General features: G+C 71.9%; 14 protein-coding genes. 1 reads left to right on the forward strand and 13 read right to left on the reverse strand.

Features of this window, described 5'->3' with window-relative positions:
• Positions 1-11 precede the first annotated feature (11 nt).
• The 10 genes from ACT2CW_RS41455 to ACT2CW_RS41500 form a co-directional block, all read right to left on the reverse strand.
• Positions 12-884 (reverse strand): DUF6807 domain-containing protein, encoded by an 873-nt coding sequence (locus ACT2CW_RS41455; protein WP_445520324.1) that lies wholly within the window; start codon positions 882-884, stop codon positions 12-14.
• Entirely contained in the window at positions 881-2,047 is a 1,167-nt protein-coding gene (locus tag ACT2CW_RS41460; protein WP_445520325.1) for a Gfo/Idh/MocA family protein, read from the reverse strand. The genes ACT2CW_RS41455 and ACT2CW_RS41460 overlap by 4 nt, the downstream gene beginning before the upstream one ends.
• A 242-nt stretch (positions 2,048-2,289) precedes the next feature.
• Positions 2,290-3,189 (reverse strand): carbohydrate ABC transporter permease, encoded by a 900-nt coding sequence (locus tag ACT2CW_RS41465; protein ID WP_445520326.1) that lies wholly within the window; start codon positions 3,187-3,189, stop codon positions 2,290-2,292.
• Positions 3,186-4,112 (reverse strand): carbohydrate ABC transporter permease, encoded by a 927-nt coding sequence (locus ACT2CW_RS41470; protein ID WP_445520327.1) that lies wholly within the window; start codon positions 4,110-4,112, stop codon positions 3,186-3,188. The genes ACT2CW_RS41465 and ACT2CW_RS41470 overlap by 4 nt, the downstream gene beginning before the upstream one ends.
• Positions 4,113-4,270: 158 nt before the next feature.
• A complete protein-coding gene (gene araD, locus ACT2CW_RS41475) occupies positions 4,271-6,010 on the reverse strand; it encodes an L-arabinonate dehydratase (protein ID WP_445520328.1) in 1,740 nt (579 codons plus the stop codon).
• A complete protein-coding gene (locus ACT2CW_RS41480) occupies positions 6,007-6,909 on the reverse strand; it encodes a dihydrodipicolinate synthase family protein (RefSeq protein ID WP_445520329.1) in 903 nt (300 codons plus the stop codon). The genes araD and ACT2CW_RS41480 overlap by 4 nt, the downstream gene beginning before the upstream one ends.
• Before the next feature lie 99 nt (positions 6,910-7,008).
• Positions 7,009-7,647: a GntR family transcriptional regulator gene (locus ACT2CW_RS41485; RefSeq protein WP_164430124.1), complete on the reverse strand. Its 639-nt coding sequence runs from the start codon at positions 7,645-7,647 to the stop codon at positions 7,009-7,011.
• Positions 7,648-7,788: 141 nt separating this feature from the next.
• A complete protein-coding gene (locus ACT2CW_RS41490) occupies positions 7,789-8,958 on the reverse strand; it encodes an MFS transporter (RefSeq protein WP_445520345.1) in 1,170 nt (389 codons plus the stop codon).
• A gap of 145 nt (positions 8,959-9,103) precedes the next feature.
• Positions 9,104-10,303: a hypothetical protein gene (locus tag ACT2CW_RS41495; protein WP_445520330.1), complete on the reverse strand. Its 1,200-nt coding sequence runs from the start codon at positions 10,301-10,303 to the stop codon at positions 9,104-9,106.
• Entirely contained in the window at positions 10,300-11,283 is a 984-nt protein-coding gene (locus ACT2CW_RS41500) for a 5-dehydro-4-deoxyglucarate dehydratase (RefSeq protein WP_182469036.1), read from the reverse strand. Before ACT2CW_RS41500 ends, ACT2CW_RS41495 begins: the two co-directional genes overlap by 4 nt.
• 347 nt (positions 11,284-11,630) lie before the next feature.
• Between ACT2CW_RS41500 and ACT2CW_RS41505 the strand changes: the two genes are divergently transcribed.
• Positions 11,631-12,440: an NAD-dependent epimerase/dehydratase family protein gene (locus tag ACT2CW_RS41505; protein WP_164430127.1), complete on the forward strand. Its 810-nt coding sequence runs from the start codon at positions 11,631-11,633 to the stop codon at positions 12,438-12,440.
• 103 nt (positions 12,441-12,543) lie between these two features.
• Here ACT2CW_RS41505 and ACT2CW_RS41510 read toward each other — a convergent pair whose 3' ends face one another.
• The 3 genes from ACT2CW_RS41510 to ACT2CW_RS41520 are packed head-to-tail and all read right to left on the reverse strand — an operon-like array spanning position 12,544 to position 14,980.
• Entirely contained in the window at positions 12,544-13,113 is a 570-nt protein-coding gene (locus tag ACT2CW_RS41510; protein WP_445520331.1) for a cysteine hydrolase family protein, read from the reverse strand.
• Positions 13,110-14,555, reverse strand: coding sequence for an MFS transporter (locus tag ACT2CW_RS41515; protein WP_445520332.1), 1,446 nt, complete (start codon positions 14,553-14,555; stop codon positions 13,110-13,112). The genes ACT2CW_RS41510 and ACT2CW_RS41515 overlap by 4 nt, the downstream gene beginning before the upstream one ends.
• A complete protein-coding gene (locus tag ACT2CW_RS41520; protein WP_445520346.1) occupies positions 14,552-14,980 on the reverse strand; it encodes a MarR family winged helix-turn-helix transcriptional regulator in 429 nt (142 codons plus the stop codon). Before ACT2CW_RS41520 ends, ACT2CW_RS41515 begins: the two co-directional genes overlap by 4 nt.
• Between the last annotated feature and the right edge of the window lie 94 nt (positions 14,981-15,074).

Below are 15,074 nucleotides of genomic sequence, written 5' to 3' on the forward strand. Positions count from 1 at the left end.
CACAACCCTGTTCATACGGCCGCGCCCTTGTCTGAGAGGTGGCTCGCCAGGCGGGCTGCTGCCGGGTGGGTTAGGTGGGTGTCGGCTATCGCTGTGACGATGCGGCGGGTGACCGTGTCGGCGGGGGCTAGGGGCAGGGGGCGCTGCCAGGTGAGGGCCGAGCCGACGCCCGGGTGGTCGCCGGTGCGGACCCACCACGGGTCGGCCCGGGTGTCGCCGGTCGCGCCGACGAAGACCAGCGTCCAGTCCTCGGTGGCCAGCGCCAGCCAGTCCGCGGGCCGTCCGTGCACCGCCGCCTCGCCCTCGCCGTCGGCGCCGAAGACATGCGCGGGCTCGGGGCGCCGGGGGACGCGCCAGAAGAAGCCGCCCGCCTGGCCCGCCCCGCCGAGGGCGATCTCCTCGCCCGTCACATTGGTGAGGGCCGAGGTGAAGTCCAGTGCCCAGCACTCCGTGCCGAGGGACCGTACGGCCACCGTGCGCCGCTCCAGGAGCAGTTGCCGCCCACCGGCCGTCCACGACAGCTCTTCCACGAATCCGTCGGGGTCGCGCAGCAGCCAGCTGAGGTGGCGCTGACTGCCGTGGTGGTCCCGTCTGCCGGGGCCACCACGGAAGTCCCATCCGGCCACCTCCGGGATGGCCATGGACACCCCCGGATGAGCCGGATCCTCGGCGGGCCGCAGCCCGGTGACGGGGACGCCGCCGAGGGTGCGCACGGGGTGCAGATACGGGCGCGGCGCGACCGTGCCCGGCAGTTCGGGGCGGTGCACATACGTCCCGACGACCCGGTGTTCATGGCGCAGCAGGGTGCACGGGGGACGGCGGGTGAGGGAGGGAGTGAGCGGAGTGGAGGGGATCAGGGGGTTGGAGGGGGTCAGGGGTGTCATGGGTGCGGGACCTCCGTGGGGGGAGCGGCCCAGGGGGCGCGTAATTCGGAGTACAGGGCGAGGCGCTCGGCGCCGGCGGTGACCAGTCGGTCGATGCCGGTCACCACGCGCCGCTCGGCCGCTCGCTCGGTGACGCCCGCACCGGACTCGGTGCGCCAGGCGTCGGCGGGCAGCGGGACCGGTGCGGGGGCGGTGCGGACCGCCTCGACCACGCGCATGAACGCGCCGGTGCGGTCCGGGGGAACGAGCAGTTCGGTGCCGTCGCGCAGATGCGCGACGAGGTTGTCCAGCAGATCGGTGCGCGCGTGGCCGGTGGTCTCGGGCGGCGCCCCGTCGCGTTCGATACGGACCCGGTCCAGCTTGTACCAGAAGGTGATCCGGCCCCGGTCGCCGTGAACGACCACATACGGCTCACCGGGCTCCTCCGCGCACAGGGTGACGGCGGCGGCCACGGTGGTGCCGTGGCTGGTGCGGATCCGTACGCAGGAGGTGTCGTCGGCCTCGATGGCGTTGGCCCGGTACAGCTCCAACTCGATACCGGCCACATTCTCGGCCCGTTCGGCGTCGGCGAGATGCAGGGCGGTGGCCACGGCGTGGGCGAGGGGGTTGGTGAGGACGCCGTCCACGACGTCACGGCCGTCGAGGGTGCGGTGTCCGGCCCAGGGGGCGCGGGTGTAGTAGTGCTCGTCGCGGGCCCATGCCCCGGCCGCGCCGATGCCGCGGATCGCCCCTATGCGGCCGTCGGCCATGAGTTTCCGGATGGCGGGCAGGGCGTGGGAGCCGAGCGACTGGAAGCCGATCTGGCAAGCGGTTCCGTATCCGCGGAGTCCTTCGCTCAACCGGGTGAATTCGGCGTACGAGGGTGTGGGCGGCTTCTCCAGCAGAAGGTGCGCTCCGCGCTCGGCGGCGGCGAGGGCGAGGTCGGCGTGGGTGTGGATCGGGGTGCAGATGACGGCTATCCGGGCGCCGGTACGGGTCACGAGCGCGGCGAGGTCGGTGGACTGCTCGGGCTCGCCGAGCCCGTCGCCCAGTTCCTCCCGGGTGAGCGGCGCGAGTTCGCACACCCCGGCGAGGCGGACCTTTCCCTCGGCGGTCAGCCGCCGGATGTTGTCCAGATGCCGGCGGCCGTGGCCGCGGGCGCCCGCGAGGACGAGAGGTATCACTGGAATCCCCCTTCCTGGGGGCACACCATGCGCATCTTCGGACCTCCTTGTCCGTGGGAGATGTGCTCCGTCCAGCCGCCGCCGGGATGAGCGTCGGCGCGGCTTTCCCCTCCCCGCCCCTGGGGGTCCGCCCCAGACCGCCGGGGTCCAGGGGCGGAGCCCCTGGTAGCGGGAAGGGGCGGGGAGGGGAAAGCCTCGATATGCGGCTCCGCCGCGGGCGTACGCGCGCCACCGGACGCCCCCTAACCCTTGACCGCCCCCGCGCTGAAGCCGGTGATCAGCCACTTCTGGATGAAGGCGAAGACGATGACCACGGGCACCGCGGCGATCACCCCGCCCGCCGCGAGCGCGCCCAGGTCGACACTGTCCGCCCCGATGAGGGTGTTCAGGCCGACCGGGATGGTCTGCTTGTCCTGGGAGCTGAGGAACATCAGCGCGAACAGGAAGTGGTTCCAGCTGTGCACGAAGGCGAAGGAGCCGACCGCGATCAGCCCGGGGCGCAGCAGCGGCAGCACCACCGCGCAGAAGGCCCGGAAGCGGCCGCAGCCGTCCACCCATGCCTGTTCTTCCAGTGACACCGGCACGTTCTTGATGAAGCCGCTGATGAGGATGATCGACAGGGGCAGTTGGAAGACCGTCTCCGCGATGACCACGCTCCCCAGCGAGTTGATCATCTGTAGGTTCTTGAAGATCTCGAAGAGCGGCACCAGCATCAGCGCGCCCGGGATGAACTGCGACGCCAGCAGCGCCAGCAGGAAGCCCTTTTTGATCCGGAACTCGAAGCGGGCGAGGGCATAGCCCCCGGCCAGCGCGACCGCCGTCGTCATCACCAGCGAGGCGACGCCGACGATCATGCTGTTCTGGAAGAAGATCCCGAAGCTGCGCTCGTTCCACACCTTCTGGAAGTGCTCACCGGTGACCGGCCAGGGCACCAGCGCGTTCGAGCCCGCGGGGCGCAGCGCGAACAGCAGCATCCAGTAGAAGGGGACGAGGGTGAACAGCAGATACAGGCCCAGCGGCAGATAGATCTGCCAGCGCGGTACGCCCCGGCCGGACCCGCGCCGCCGCCTTCCGCGGGCGGCGGGCGGCGGGGTGGCCGCGGCGGCGGGCAGGGTGCCCTGCTCGGCGAGTGCGGCGGTCACTTGGCCTCGCCTCCGAACTTGCTCAGGCGCAGATAGAGGATCGAGCAGAAGAGGAGGATCACGAAGGCGACGGTGGTCAGCGCGGAGGCGTAGCCGAAGTCATGGCCGTTGATCCCGGTGTTGGCGACGTACAGCGGAAGGGTGGTGGTCTGCCCGGCCGGTCCGCCGCCGGTGAGGGTGTAGAGCAGATCGACGTTGTTGAACTCCCAGACGCCGCGCAGCAGCGTGGAGAGGATGATCGCGTCCTTCAGATGCGGCAGGGTGATGTGCAGGAACCGCCGCGCCCGGCCCGCGCCGTCGACCGAGGCCGCCTCGTAGAGGTCCCTGGGGATGGACTGGAGGTCGGCGAGGAGCAGGATCGCGAAGAACGGGACACCGCGCCAGAGTTCGGCGACGACGGCGGCCCAGAAGACGGTCCCGGTGTCCGAGAGCACCGAGGTGCCGTAGGTGCCGATCCCCGCGTCCGCGAGATAGCGGCTGATGCCGGTCGAGGGGTTGTAGAGCAGCATCCAGATGGTGGTGGTCAGCACCCCGGACACGGCCCAGGGAGAGAAGACCAGGGTGCGGGCGAGACCGCGGCCGAGGAAGGTCTGGTTCACCAGCAGGGCGAGCACGAGGCCGAGCAGGAGCTGCGACAGCACCTCGGTGACGACCCACTTGCCGCTGAAGACGAGCGTGTCCCAGAACTGCGGGTCGCTGGTGAGGATCCGGGTGAAGTTGTCCAGGCCCGCGTAGCCGTTCCGCCAGGGCTTGGTGACGTTGTAGTTCCGCAGGCTGTAGTAGAGGACGCTGAGCATCGGATAGGCGATGAAGCCCAGCATCAGCAGCCCGGCGGGGGCGATCAGCAGATACGGGAGGCGGCGGGCCGGGCCTCCCGTACGGCGCCGGGTGACCCGGGGTGGTTTCGCCACGGCGTGGGCCATGACTGCTTCTCCGTTCTCAGGGGTGCGGGGTCTGGTCTCAGGGGTGCGGGGTCTGGTCTCAGGGGTGCGGGTCTGGTTTCAGGGGTGCGGGGTCTGGTGAAGCGCTTCCGTGAAGCGCTTACCGAATGGCGTTCGGTATCTCGTACAAAAAAATTCGCTCAGCCCGCGTACGGTTCGGGCACCGCCCCGGGGCGGGCCAGGAACCGGAAGTCGCAGCCGGTGTCGGCCTGCGTCATCTGCTCCTGGTAGAGCGCGCCGTAGCCGCGCTCATAGCGGGGCGGCGGGGCCGTCCAGCGCGCCCGGCGCCGTGCCAGCTCGGCGTCGTCCACCTCCAGCCGCAGCACCCGCGCCGCGACGTCGAGGGTGATCGGATCGCCGTCGCGGACGAGCGCGAGCGGGCCGCCGACATACGACTCGGGCGCGATGTGCAGCACACAGGCCCCGTAACTGGTGCCGCTCATCCGGGCGTCGGAGATCCGCACCATGTCCCGCACCCCCTGTTTCAGCAGATGGTCGGGGATCGGCAGCATCCCGTACTCGGGCATTCCGGGGCCGCCGAGGGGCCCGGCGTTGCGCAGCACCAGCACGCTGTCCTCGGTGATGCCGAGACCGGGGTCGTTGATGGTGGCCTGCATCGACCGGTAGTCGTCGAAGACCACGGCCGGGCCGGTGTGTTTCAGCAGCCGGGGCTCGGCGGCGATGTGCTTGATGACGGCGCCGTCGGGGCACAGATTGCCGCGCAGCACCGCCACTCCGCCCTCCTCGGCCAGCGGGCGGTCGCGGTCCCGGATCACCTCGGGGTTGTGCACCAGGGCGCCGTCGAGCTGTTCGCGCAGGGTGGGGTGGGCGACGGTGGGGCGGTCCAGGTGGAGGACGTCCGTCAGCCGGGAGAGGAAGCCCGGGAGCCCGCCCGCGAAGTGGAAGTCCTCCATCAAGTACCGGCCGCCGGGCCGCAGATCGGCCAGTACGGGGACGGTACGGGCGATCCGGTCGAAGTCGTCGAGGGTGAGCCGCACCCCGGACCGGCCCGCCATGGCGATCAGATGGATCACCGCGTTGGTGGAGCCGCCCAGGGCGAGCACGGTCGCGACCGCGTCCTCGTACGCCTCCCGGGTGAGCAGCTCCGAGAGCCTGAGGTCCTGCCAGACCAGCTCGACCACGCGTAACCCGGAGGCGGCGGCCATCCGGTCGTGCCCGGAGTCCACGGCCGGGATGGACGAGGCGCCGGGCACGGTCACGCCCAGCGCCTCGGCGGCGGCCGTCAGCGTGGAGGCGGTGCCCATCGTCATGCAGTGACCGGGGGAACGGGCCAGCCCCCGCTCCAGCTCGGAGATCTCGCAGTCGCCGATCAGCCCGGCCCGCTTGTCGTCCCAGTACTTCCACATGTCGGTGCCCGAGCCCAGCACCTCATCGCGCCAGTGGCCGGGCAGCATCGGCCCGGCCGGGACGAAGACCGCCGGGAGGTCGGCGCTGGCCGCGCCCATCAGCAGCGCCGGGGTGGACTTGTCGCAGCCGCCCAGCAGCACGGCGCCGTCGACCGGGTACGAGCGGAGCAGCTCCTCGGTCTCCATGGCGAGGAGGTTGCGGTAGAGCATGGGGGTGGGCTTCTGGAACGTCTCGGAGAGCGTGGAGACCGGGAACTCCAGCGGGAAGCCGCCCGCCTGCCAGACCCCGCGCTTGACCGCCTGGGCGCGGTCGCGCAGATGCGCATGGCAGGGGTTGATGTCGCTCCAGGTGTTGAGGATCGCGATGACCGGCTTGCCCAGGTGCTCCTCGGGGAGATAGCCGAGCTGGCGGGTGCGGGCCCGGTGGCTGAAGGAGCGCAGGCCGTCGGTGCCGTACCACTGGTGGCTGCGCAGCTCGTCGGGGCGCTTGCGCGTTCGCCGTCGCGTGCTCATACCGACCACCCCTCGACGATCGCGGCGACTTCCGCGCGCCTCGGCTCGGGCAGCGGCTTGCTCGGGGCGCGGACGTCGCGCCGGCACAGGCCCATCGCGGCAAGCGCTTCCTTGACCACCGTGACGTTGTTGGCGGACTGCCGCTCGGCCCTGAGGTCCTCGAACCGCCGGATCTGCTCCCACACCTTCATCGCGCCCGGATAGTCCCCAACGCGCAGCGCGCCCAGCATGTTGAGCGAGACGTTGGGGGCCACGTTGACCAGGCCCGAGGTGAAGCCGGTGGCGCCGACCGCCCAGTACGAGGGCGCGTACAACTCGGCGAGCCCGGCCACCCAGACGAACCGGTCAAGACCGGCGTCGCGCGCCACGGCGGCGAAGCGGGTGGCGTCGTGGACCGCGTACTTGACCCCGATGACATTGGGGCACGCCTCGCCGAGCCGGGCGATCGCCGCGCCCTCGATGAGCGGATTGCGCAGATACGGCACCACGCCCAGCTCGGGGACGGCCTCGGCGATGGTGCGGTGGTAGTCGATCCAGCCGTCCTGGGCGACGTACGGATGCACCGGCTGATGGACCATCACCATGTCGGCCCCGGCCGCGCGGGCGTGCCGGGCGGCCTCGACCGCGGTGGCCGCGTCATGGCCGACCCCGACGAGCACGGCGGCCCGCCCGGCGGCCTCCTCGACGGTCAGCTCGGTGACCAGCCGCCGCTCTTCGAGGGTGAGGGCGTAGAACTCCCCGGTGTTGCCGTTCGGCGTGACGGCCTTGACCCCGCCGTCGAGGAGCCGGCGGAGCAGGGCCCGGTAGGCGGCGCGGTCCACGGCGCCCTCGGCGTCGTACGGGGTCACCGGGATCGCCACGACGTCCGCGAGCGCCGTCCTCAGCGGTGAGTAGTCCATACGAACCCTTTCTCTCGATGTGCGGCATCGGGACGAGCTGTTCGGATGGTGCTGAGTGCTGTGCGCTGTGCGCTGGGTCGGCGGCCGGGCCGCCGGGTGCTACTCCCCGTCCGGGAAGGCGCGCCGGACGAAGGAGCCGATGTGCTCGTGCAGTGCGCGGGCCGCGCCGTCGGCGTCGCCGTCGAGCGCGCGGGCGAGGATCTCCCGGTGCTCACGGGCCTCCTGTTCCCAGGAGGGCACCGCCTGCCAGGCGATGGCGGACACCAGCGCGGCCTGGTCGCGCAGTTCGTCGAGCATCCGGGTCAGCAGGGGGTTGCCGCAGGGCAGATAGAGCGCCCGGTGGAAGTCGCGGTTGGCGAGCGACCGCGCGGCCGGATCGGCGGCCGCGTCCGACCGCTCCAGCGCGGCCCCGGCGTCCGCCAGCCCGGCCCGCGCCGCCACAGTCCGGCGCAGCGCCTCGGGCTCCAGGAGCAGCCGCACATCGTAGACGGCGTGCGCCATCGCGGTGTCCACGGTCCTGACCGTGGCCCCCTTGTACTCGCTCATCACCACGAGCCCCCGCCCCGCGAGCGTCTTGAGCGCCTCCCGCACGGGCGTCTTGGACACCCCGAACTGCGCGGCCAGTTCGGCCTCCACCAACGCCTGCCCGGGCCGCAGCCCGCCGGTGAGAATCGCGTGCTTGACCGCCTCCAGCACGTACTGGGTGCGGGAGGGGATCGGGCTCGGGGCGATGTCCATGGATGCTCTCAGATCTCACATATCGCGTCTCATATATGACATACGAAGTACGACGCGATGAAATTAGGACGGCCCCGGGGGTTCGTCAACGGTTCTGACAAAAACTGGCCGAGGGTGCCAAGGCCGGGCCCGTCCCGCCCCTCACGCCCGTTCAGGAGCGTCGGCCGGGTGGGGGTGTTGGGTGATGGCTTCGGGGAGGGCGGGTTCGCGCAGGGGGCGGAGGAGGAGGCAGCCGAGGGCGGGGAGGGCTATCAGGGGGGACAGGGCGGTCTGGAGGGTGGTGGCGTCGGCCAGGGCGCCGATGAGGGGGCTGGCCAGGCCGCCGACGCTGACGGTCAGGCCCAGGGTGACCCCGCTGGCGGTGCCCACGCGGCGGGGCAGGTAGTCCTGGCCGAGGGTGACGTGCAGGGAGAACGGGACGTAGAGCCCGGCCGAGGCGAGGGCCACGCAGAGGTAGAGCGCCGGGCCGGGGACGAGGACGACGCCCGCGACGGCGAGGACGGTCAGGGCGTACGACCACCGGACGACCGGGACGCGGCCGTGGCGGGCGGCGAGCCCGCCGCCGGCCACCGTGCCCACCGCGCCGCCGGCGTAGAGCACGAACAGGGCGGCGGTACCGGCCAGTTCGCCGCCGCCCGCGCGCTCGCGCACATACAGCGAAATGAACGCGCTCAGCCCGACGAAGACGATCGAGCGGCACATGATGGCGCCGGACAGCCGGAGGAAGGAGGGCCAGTCGTCCCGCCCCTCTCCCCCGCGGCTCGCCCGTGCGGGTCCGGCCGCCGCGCCCGGGGCCCTGAGCGCCCGTAGCGCGGCCGCGCACAGGGCGGCTCCGGCGACGGCGGGGAGGGCCAGCAGCGGGGAGGCGCGCAGACCGCCGGTGGCGATGATGGCGGCGACCGCGAGCGGCGCGGCGGCGAAGCCGATGTTGCCGCCGAGGGAGAACCAGCTCATCGCGGTGTGGCTGCCCCGGCTGGCGAGCCGGGCCACCCGGGCGGACTCGGGGTGGTACGCGGCGACGCCGATCCCGGAGACTGCGACCACCGCCAGGGTCGCCGCGTAGGAGCCGGTGACCCCGCTCAGCGCCACCCCCGCGCCGCCCACCAGCGTGCTCACCGGCAGCAGCCACGGCATGGCCCACCGGTCGGTGAGCGCCCCGAACAGCGGCTGTACGACGGACGACAGCAGCGAGGCCGCCAGTACGACGCCGGAGGCGGCGGCGTAGCCGTAGGCCCGTTCTGAGACGAGGAACGGCACCAGCGCGGCCACCGCTCCCTGATAGATGTCCACGCAGGCGTGTCCCAGGGACATCAGCGCGATGGGCCTGCGGTGTGAGGTGGTGGTCCGTTTCGTCGACACCCTCCGAGCGTGGCGATGCCACCGGGTGTCGCGCTTCCGATAATCCGCCGGGCCGTCCCGGAAACCCGCCAGGGGGTGACGGGGTCCCGGGACGGCCTCAGCTCAGCTCGGCCAGGGCCGTGCGGACGGCCGCCAGGTCCTGGTCCGAGGCCAGACCGGCGTGGTACAGACGGAGCTCGTCCGCGCCCAGCTCCACCGCGTGGGCCGCGTCCCGGGCCAGCGTCGCCGGGCTGCCACCCATCCCAGCCACCACTGTGAAGTTGGCGGCGAGCACGGTTCGTTCGGTCCGGTACGGGACGAACGGCGGCAGGACCCCGGAGCGCACTGCCTCGCCCCCCGTGCACGGCAGTACGACCCCGTCGGCCTGGGCCAGCACATCGGCCGGGTCCACGCCCACGTTGGCCCCGAGCCGGTGCGGGGCCGGGTCGGCGTGCAGCAGGACCTGGAAGTCCTCGTCCGCCGCGGCCCTTACGGCGGCCACGGCCTCGGCCCGCAGACCGCTCGCGATCCGGTTGCGCCAGGCCGCGAAGAGCGCGGCGTGGTCGGCGCCGAGCAGCTTCTCGACCTCGGCCCACTCCCCCGCGCGGTCACCGCCGTCCGCAGTGGTCTCGCCCGCCCATACCGGCCGCAGGGCGCGCACGACGAGCTCGCGCAGCTCCGCGGGGTCGGCGCCCAGCTCGGCGTAGCCCGCCTCGCAGCTCTCGCAGAAGCACAGCGACATCACGTACTGGCCGGCGCCGCCCAGCGGCACCCCGCCGATCTTGTCGTGGGCGTGCAGATGGGCCAGCCCGTACCAGCCGCAGGACTCCAGCTCGGTGCCGCGGGCGCCGGGCCGTACGGCGGCCTCGGCGGCCAGGTCCACCAGATAGGCGCGCACCTCGGGGCGGGCGATGCACGGCGCCCACGGGTAGCGGTCGCCATAGGCGTTGCGCACCGTGATCCGCGGATGCTCCTCGCCCAGCCGGGTGTTGTGCGCGAGCACCACCCAGGCGTGGACCTCGAGACCGGCGTCGGCCAGCGCGGCGGCCGCCTCCCCGTACGGATCGTCGCCGGGCACCCACGACTGCTCGTACGGCCGCAGCTCGCGCCCCTGCCAGCGCTCCGCACTCGGCGGGTAGAGCACGGCCGCGTGGCGGGCGGTGACGATCCGGTGGCCGGGGTGGCGCGGGGTCAGGGCCCGGGTGGAGTGGTAGGCGGAGGCCAGGGTCACCTGCTGGACGCCGAGGTCGGCGATGCGGCGCGCGGCGTCCGGGTCCCCGACGACGTCCCAGGGGTAGACGAAGGCGGAAGCCTTCACCGCGCCACCCCGTCCCCGCCCTCGTTCCCGCCCTTGTCCGCGTCCCCGTCACCGTCCCCGACCAGCGCCATGCCACGCTCGATCAGCTCGGCCAGCTCCTTGACGTGGGCGGGGCTGGGCTCGCTCAGCGGCGGCCGCACCTCGCCGACGTCCAGCCCGCGCAGCCGGACCCCCGCCTTGACCAGCGACACCGCATAGCCGCGGCCCTGGTTGCGGAGCTCGACCAGCGGCCGGTAAAAGCCGTCCAGCAGCTTGTTGGCGGTCTCGTCGTCGCCCGTCATCAGCGCCTTGTGGAAGGCGAGGGCGACCTCGGGGACGAAGCAGAAGACGGCGGAGGAGTAGAGCGTCACGCCGATGCCGCGGTAGGCGAGGCCGGTCAGCTCGGCGGTCGGCAGCCCGTTGAAGTACCGGAAGTCCTCGTCGGGGGCGTCGGCCCGCACCGCGCTCACGACGCGCTGCATCAGGTCGAGGTCGCCGATGCCGTCCTTGAGGCCGATGATGCCGGGCACCTTGGCGAGCCGGGCCACGGAGTCCGGGGCCAGGACCGCGTTGTCCCGCTGGTAGACGATGATGTCGAGGTCGGTCGCGCCCGCGAGGGCGCTGTAGTGGCGGATCAGCCCCTCCTGATCGGCCACGACCAGATACGGCGGCATGGCGAGCAGCCCGTCCGCACCGGCCCGCTCGGCCAGCTTGGCGTACTGGATCGCCAGCGCGGTCCCGTACCCGGCGCCCGCGACCACCGGCACCCGCCCGGCGGCCTCCTCCACGGCGACCACGACGCAGTCGTGGAACTCCTCGGGCGTCAGGGCGTGGAACTCACCCGTGCCGCAGCACGCGAAGACGGCGCCCGCCCCCGCCTCGATCCCGGCGCGGACGTGCGCGCGGTAGATCTCCAGGTCCAGGGCGCCATCGGGACCGTAGGCGGTCACGGGGAAGAACAGCAGTCCGTCAAGGCGCTCGGCGAGTGAAGCTGAGGTCACGGGCTTCTCCCTGTCGTGTACACCGACCCGTCGTCACCCACCGACGCCGTGTGCACGTTTCTGATCGTCATCTACATTCGTGAACAAGTTCACCGTAAGGCAGCCATCGACCGCCGGTCAAGGGCGCCGACCGGGTGACGCCACTCACCCGAGATTGACCCGACGGTGAATTCGCCGGCATCGCGCCACCCTTGACGGCCCATGCGTCGATCCTTACGGTGTCCATGAATCTGAACCACATACATGAATAAAAACCGCATACGCAAGAGCTCCATGGGCGCCGTGATCGCCATGACCGCCCTGCGCGACAACCCCATAACGCGATACCCCTTACGGAGGCTCCGCCCATGCCCGCTCCCCGCACCGTCCTTCTCACCGGCGCCGCCGGCGGCATGGGCACCTTGATGCGCGAGCTGCTGCCGCCGTACGGATACCAGCTGCGGCTGCTCGACCAGCTCCCCATCGAGGGCGAGCCGGACGCGATCACCGCGGATCTGTCCGACCGGGACGCCCTGCGCGAGGCCGTGCGGGGCGTTGACGCGATCATCCATCTCGCGGGTATCTCCCTGGAAGCCCCGTTCGAGAAGATCCTGAGGGCCAATATCGAGGGCACGTACAACGTGTACGAGGCGGCCCGCGAGGCCGGGGTCCGCCGGATCGTCTTCGCCTCCAGCAACCACGCCGTGGGCTTCACGCCGCGCCCGGTGGGGGACGACCCGCTCATCCCGCTCGACACCCCGCGCCGCCCCGACACCTACTACGGGCTGTCCAAGGCGTTCGGCGAGGACCTGGCCTCGTTCTACTGGGACAAGCACGGCATCGAGACGGTCGCCATCCGCATCGGCTCCTGCTTCCCCGAGCCGACGACGGTCCGCATGCTGTCCATCTGGATGAGCCCGGCGGACGGCGCCCGGCTGCTCCACGCCGCCCTCACCGCGGAGAACGTGGGCTGCACGACGGTCTACGGCAGCTCGGCCAACACCCGCCTGTGGTGGGACCTCTCCTCGGCCCGCGCCCTGGGGTACGAACCGCAGGACGACTCCGAGCCGTACGCCGCGAAGCTGATCGCCGAACAGGGCGAACTGGAGCCGGGCAACCCCGACCACGAGAACCTCGGTGGCGCGTTCTGCACCAACCCGCCGATCTGGCCGCGTTGAGGTTCTCGGGCGGGCGCGTGGGCGTAGGGGCGCCGCTCAGAGGGGTACCCCGCACCCGACCGAGCCGCTCAGCCCCAACGCCCACGCGCCCACCCCGAGCCGCTCAGCCCGCCTTCCGGGCCCACTCCTCCACCGTCGTGACCTCGGCCTGCGACGGAAACACCTTCTCGATGAGCAGCCGGTGCACCTCCGGGTCCGGGTCATAGCAGGCGTCGGACAGCACCGTGAGCCGGAAGTCCAGGTCGGCGGCCTGGCGCAGGGTGGACAGGACGACGCCGCCGGTCGCGACGCCGGTCAGGACGAGATGGGTGATGTCGCCTGACCGCAGCACCACATCCAGGTCGCTGCCGGCGAACGCGCTGACCCGCCGCTTGGTGACCACGACCTCGTCCGGCCGGGGCGCCACACCGGGGTGGATGGCGATCTTGGGGTCGTCCTCGGTGTAGAGACCCGGCGGCAGGGAGCCGACGATCTTGTTGCGGGCCGAGGCCTCGGGACGGCCGGAGCGGAAGCCGATGGCGACGTAGACGACGGGGATTCCGGCGTTGCGGGCCGCGTCGACCGCACGGCTCACGCGCTCCACATAGCCGGGGTCCTGGACGTGGGCCACGATGCCCTCCTGGACGTCCATCACGAGCAGAGCCGTCTCGTTCGCGTGCACGTTCACGTTCATGAAGCCTTTCGCTGCGTCGGTTGTTGCGCGGAAGAGGGATCGTCGGAACCGATGCGGTCCAGCGAGCGGTCCACGAGCGTCAGCGCCAGACACAGACCGGTGATGGCGAGCATGAACCAGGCCAGGCCGTGCAGCCCGCCGGTGTCGGCGCGGGCGCCGAAGAAGGCGCCGTTGGCGCTGGAGGCGACGATCGCGCCGAGGTAGAAGAAGGTGCGGAGCAGCCCCGCCGAGGAGCCCATCCGCTCCGGATCGGCCTGGTGGTACACCGCGTTCTGGAGGGCGAGGTTCATCAGCCCCTGCGGTACGCCGAAGACGAGCCCCACGACGACCAGCAGCCATATCGCGCTGTGCGGCTGGAGCGGGAGCAGCAGGGCGCAGCCGACGATCTGCCCCACGGCCCCCACCACCAGCTTGCCGCGCACGGCGGCGCGGCGGCCGGTGGCCGTGGACACCGCGATGCCGGTCAGGAACAGGGGCAGTTGGGCGAGCCCCGCCTGTGAGGCCGTCAGCCCCCGGCCGTCCTGGAGCCACTGGGTGTAGCCGTACAGAAAGACGTACGAGACGACGGAGACGAGGAGCGCGCGGGCGTAGGTGAGCAGCAGGGGCAGATTGCCGCCGAACACCCGCAGATCGATGAACGGCTCCGCCGCCCGCAGCTCCCGCACCGCGAACCCGGCCGCCGCCACCGCCATCAGCACCGGCAGATACCACCGGTCGGCCCGCGGCTCCATCAGGAACAGCAGCAGCGAGACGAGCATCGCGGCGAACAGCCCCATGCCGATCAGATCCAGCCGGACGCGCTCGCCGGTGCGTTCCGCCAAGGGGCGCTCCTTCGGCAGCCGCCGTACGCCGAGGATCAGACCGGCCGCCGCGAGCGGGATGTTGACGGCGAACGTGCTGCGCCAGCCGCCCAGCCCGATCAGCAGTCCGCCCAGGGGCGGTCCGACGACCGCGATGGTCTGGCTGGCGACCGCGAGCGTGGCGAGGATCCCGGCGGGGCTCTCCTGGCCGGTCCGCCGGGCCTCCCCGCGGATGAGGTACATCGCGGCCGGATAGCCCGCGCAGGTGCCGAACCCGAGCACCACCCGCGCGACGATCAGCGTCCCCAGGTTCGGGGCGAGCAGACCGATCAGCCCCGCGATCCCGGTCAGGGCCGCCCCGGCGAGGAAGAGGCGGCGCGGCCCGTAGAGGTCGATCAGCCGGCCCATGACCGGCTGGCCTATCGAGGTGGCCAGATAGAGCGCGGAGACCAGCCAGGCCGTCTGTGACGGCGGCGCCCCGAACGCGGCGCCGATCGGCACCAACGACACGGAGATGATCGAGGAGTTGACGGGGTTCAGTACCGAACCCAGCATCATCGGGGCGAGCAGCCTCCGGTCGAAGGCGCTCCCCGCGTCCGCCCTGCTCTTTCGCCGTGTGAGCCGTGTCAGCCGCTCGATCATGCGCGGCTGAGCCGGTCCAGCAGGGCCAGCGCCTCGAGGATCGTGGCCCGTTCCGCTTCCGTGTAGCCGCTCTCCAGGGCTTGGGCGAGCCATTCCTCGCCCGCCCGCCGCTTGTCGTCCAGGAACGCGCTGCCGGTCTCGCTCACCGAGACCAGCTGCCGCCGCCCGTCATCGGGATCGGGGCGCCGCTGGATCAGCCCGCGCTCGTCCAGCACGGCGAGCGTGGCCGCCATCGACTGCGGCCGTACGCGCTCGGCCGCCGCCAGCGCGCTGGCCGAGGCGGGGCCCTCCTTGCTGAGCCTGCTGAGCGCGGACGTCTGCGAGGGGGTGAGCTCCTCGAGGTCGTACGTCTCCTTGATGCGCCGCCGCAGCCGGCCGACCACGACACGGATCTCATGCGCGGCGCGCACGCTGGACTCGGACATGCCGCCAGGGGTCTCTGCCATGCCCCGCACGATATTTCCTTCAGTCCAAGCTGTCCAGTTCAAACTGAACAGTCTGGGCTGTCTATCTGCTCGG

It is taken from the genome of Streptomyces sp. NEAU-174 (assembly GCF_052665095.1).

What these genes read in the sequence shown, in the direction of transcription:
- ACT2CW_RS41520 (WP_445520346.1), bottom strand. Translation starts at nt 14,980, where the DNA reads ATGTCCGAGTCCAGCGTGCGCGCCGCGCATGAGATCCGTGTCGTGGTC.
- ACT2CW_RS41510 (WP_445520331.1), bottom strand. Translation starts at nt 13,113, where the DNA reads ATGAACGTGAACGTGCACGCGAACGAGACGGCTCTGCTCGTGATGGAC.
- ACT2CW_RS41470 (WP_445520327.1), bottom strand. Translation starts at nt 4,112, where the DNA reads ATGGCCCACGCCGTGGCGAAACCACCCCGGGTCACCCGGCGCCGTACG.
- ACT2CW_RS41455 (WP_445520324.1), bottom strand. Translation starts at nt 884, where the DNA reads ATGACACCCCTGACCCCCTCCAACCCCCTGATCCCCTCCACTCCGCTC.
- ACT2CW_RS41485 (WP_164430124.1), bottom strand. Translation starts at nt 7,647, where the DNA reads ATGGACATCGCCCCGAGCCCGATCCCCTCCCGCACCCAGTACGTGCTG.
- ACT2CW_RS41490 (WP_445520345.1), bottom strand. Translation starts at nt 8,958, where the DNA reads ATGTCCCTGGGACACGCCTGCGTGGACATCTATCAGGGAGCGGTGGCC.
- ACT2CW_RS41515 (WP_445520332.1), bottom strand. Translation starts at nt 14,555, where the DNA reads ATGATCGAGCGGCTGACACGGCTCACACGGCGAAAGAGCAGGGCGGAC.
- araD (WP_445520328.1), bottom strand. Translation starts at nt 6,010, where the DNA reads ATGAGCACGCGACGGCGAACGCGCAAGCGCCCCGACGAGCTGCGCAGC.
- ACT2CW_RS41480 (WP_445520329.1), bottom strand. Translation starts at nt 6,909, where the DNA reads ATGGACTACTCACCGCTGAGGACGGCGCTCGCGGACGTCGTGGCGATC.
- ACT2CW_RS41505 (WP_164430127.1), top strand. Translation starts at nt 11,631, where the DNA reads ATGCCCGCTCCCCGCACCGTCCTTCTCACCGGCGCCGCCGGCGGCATG.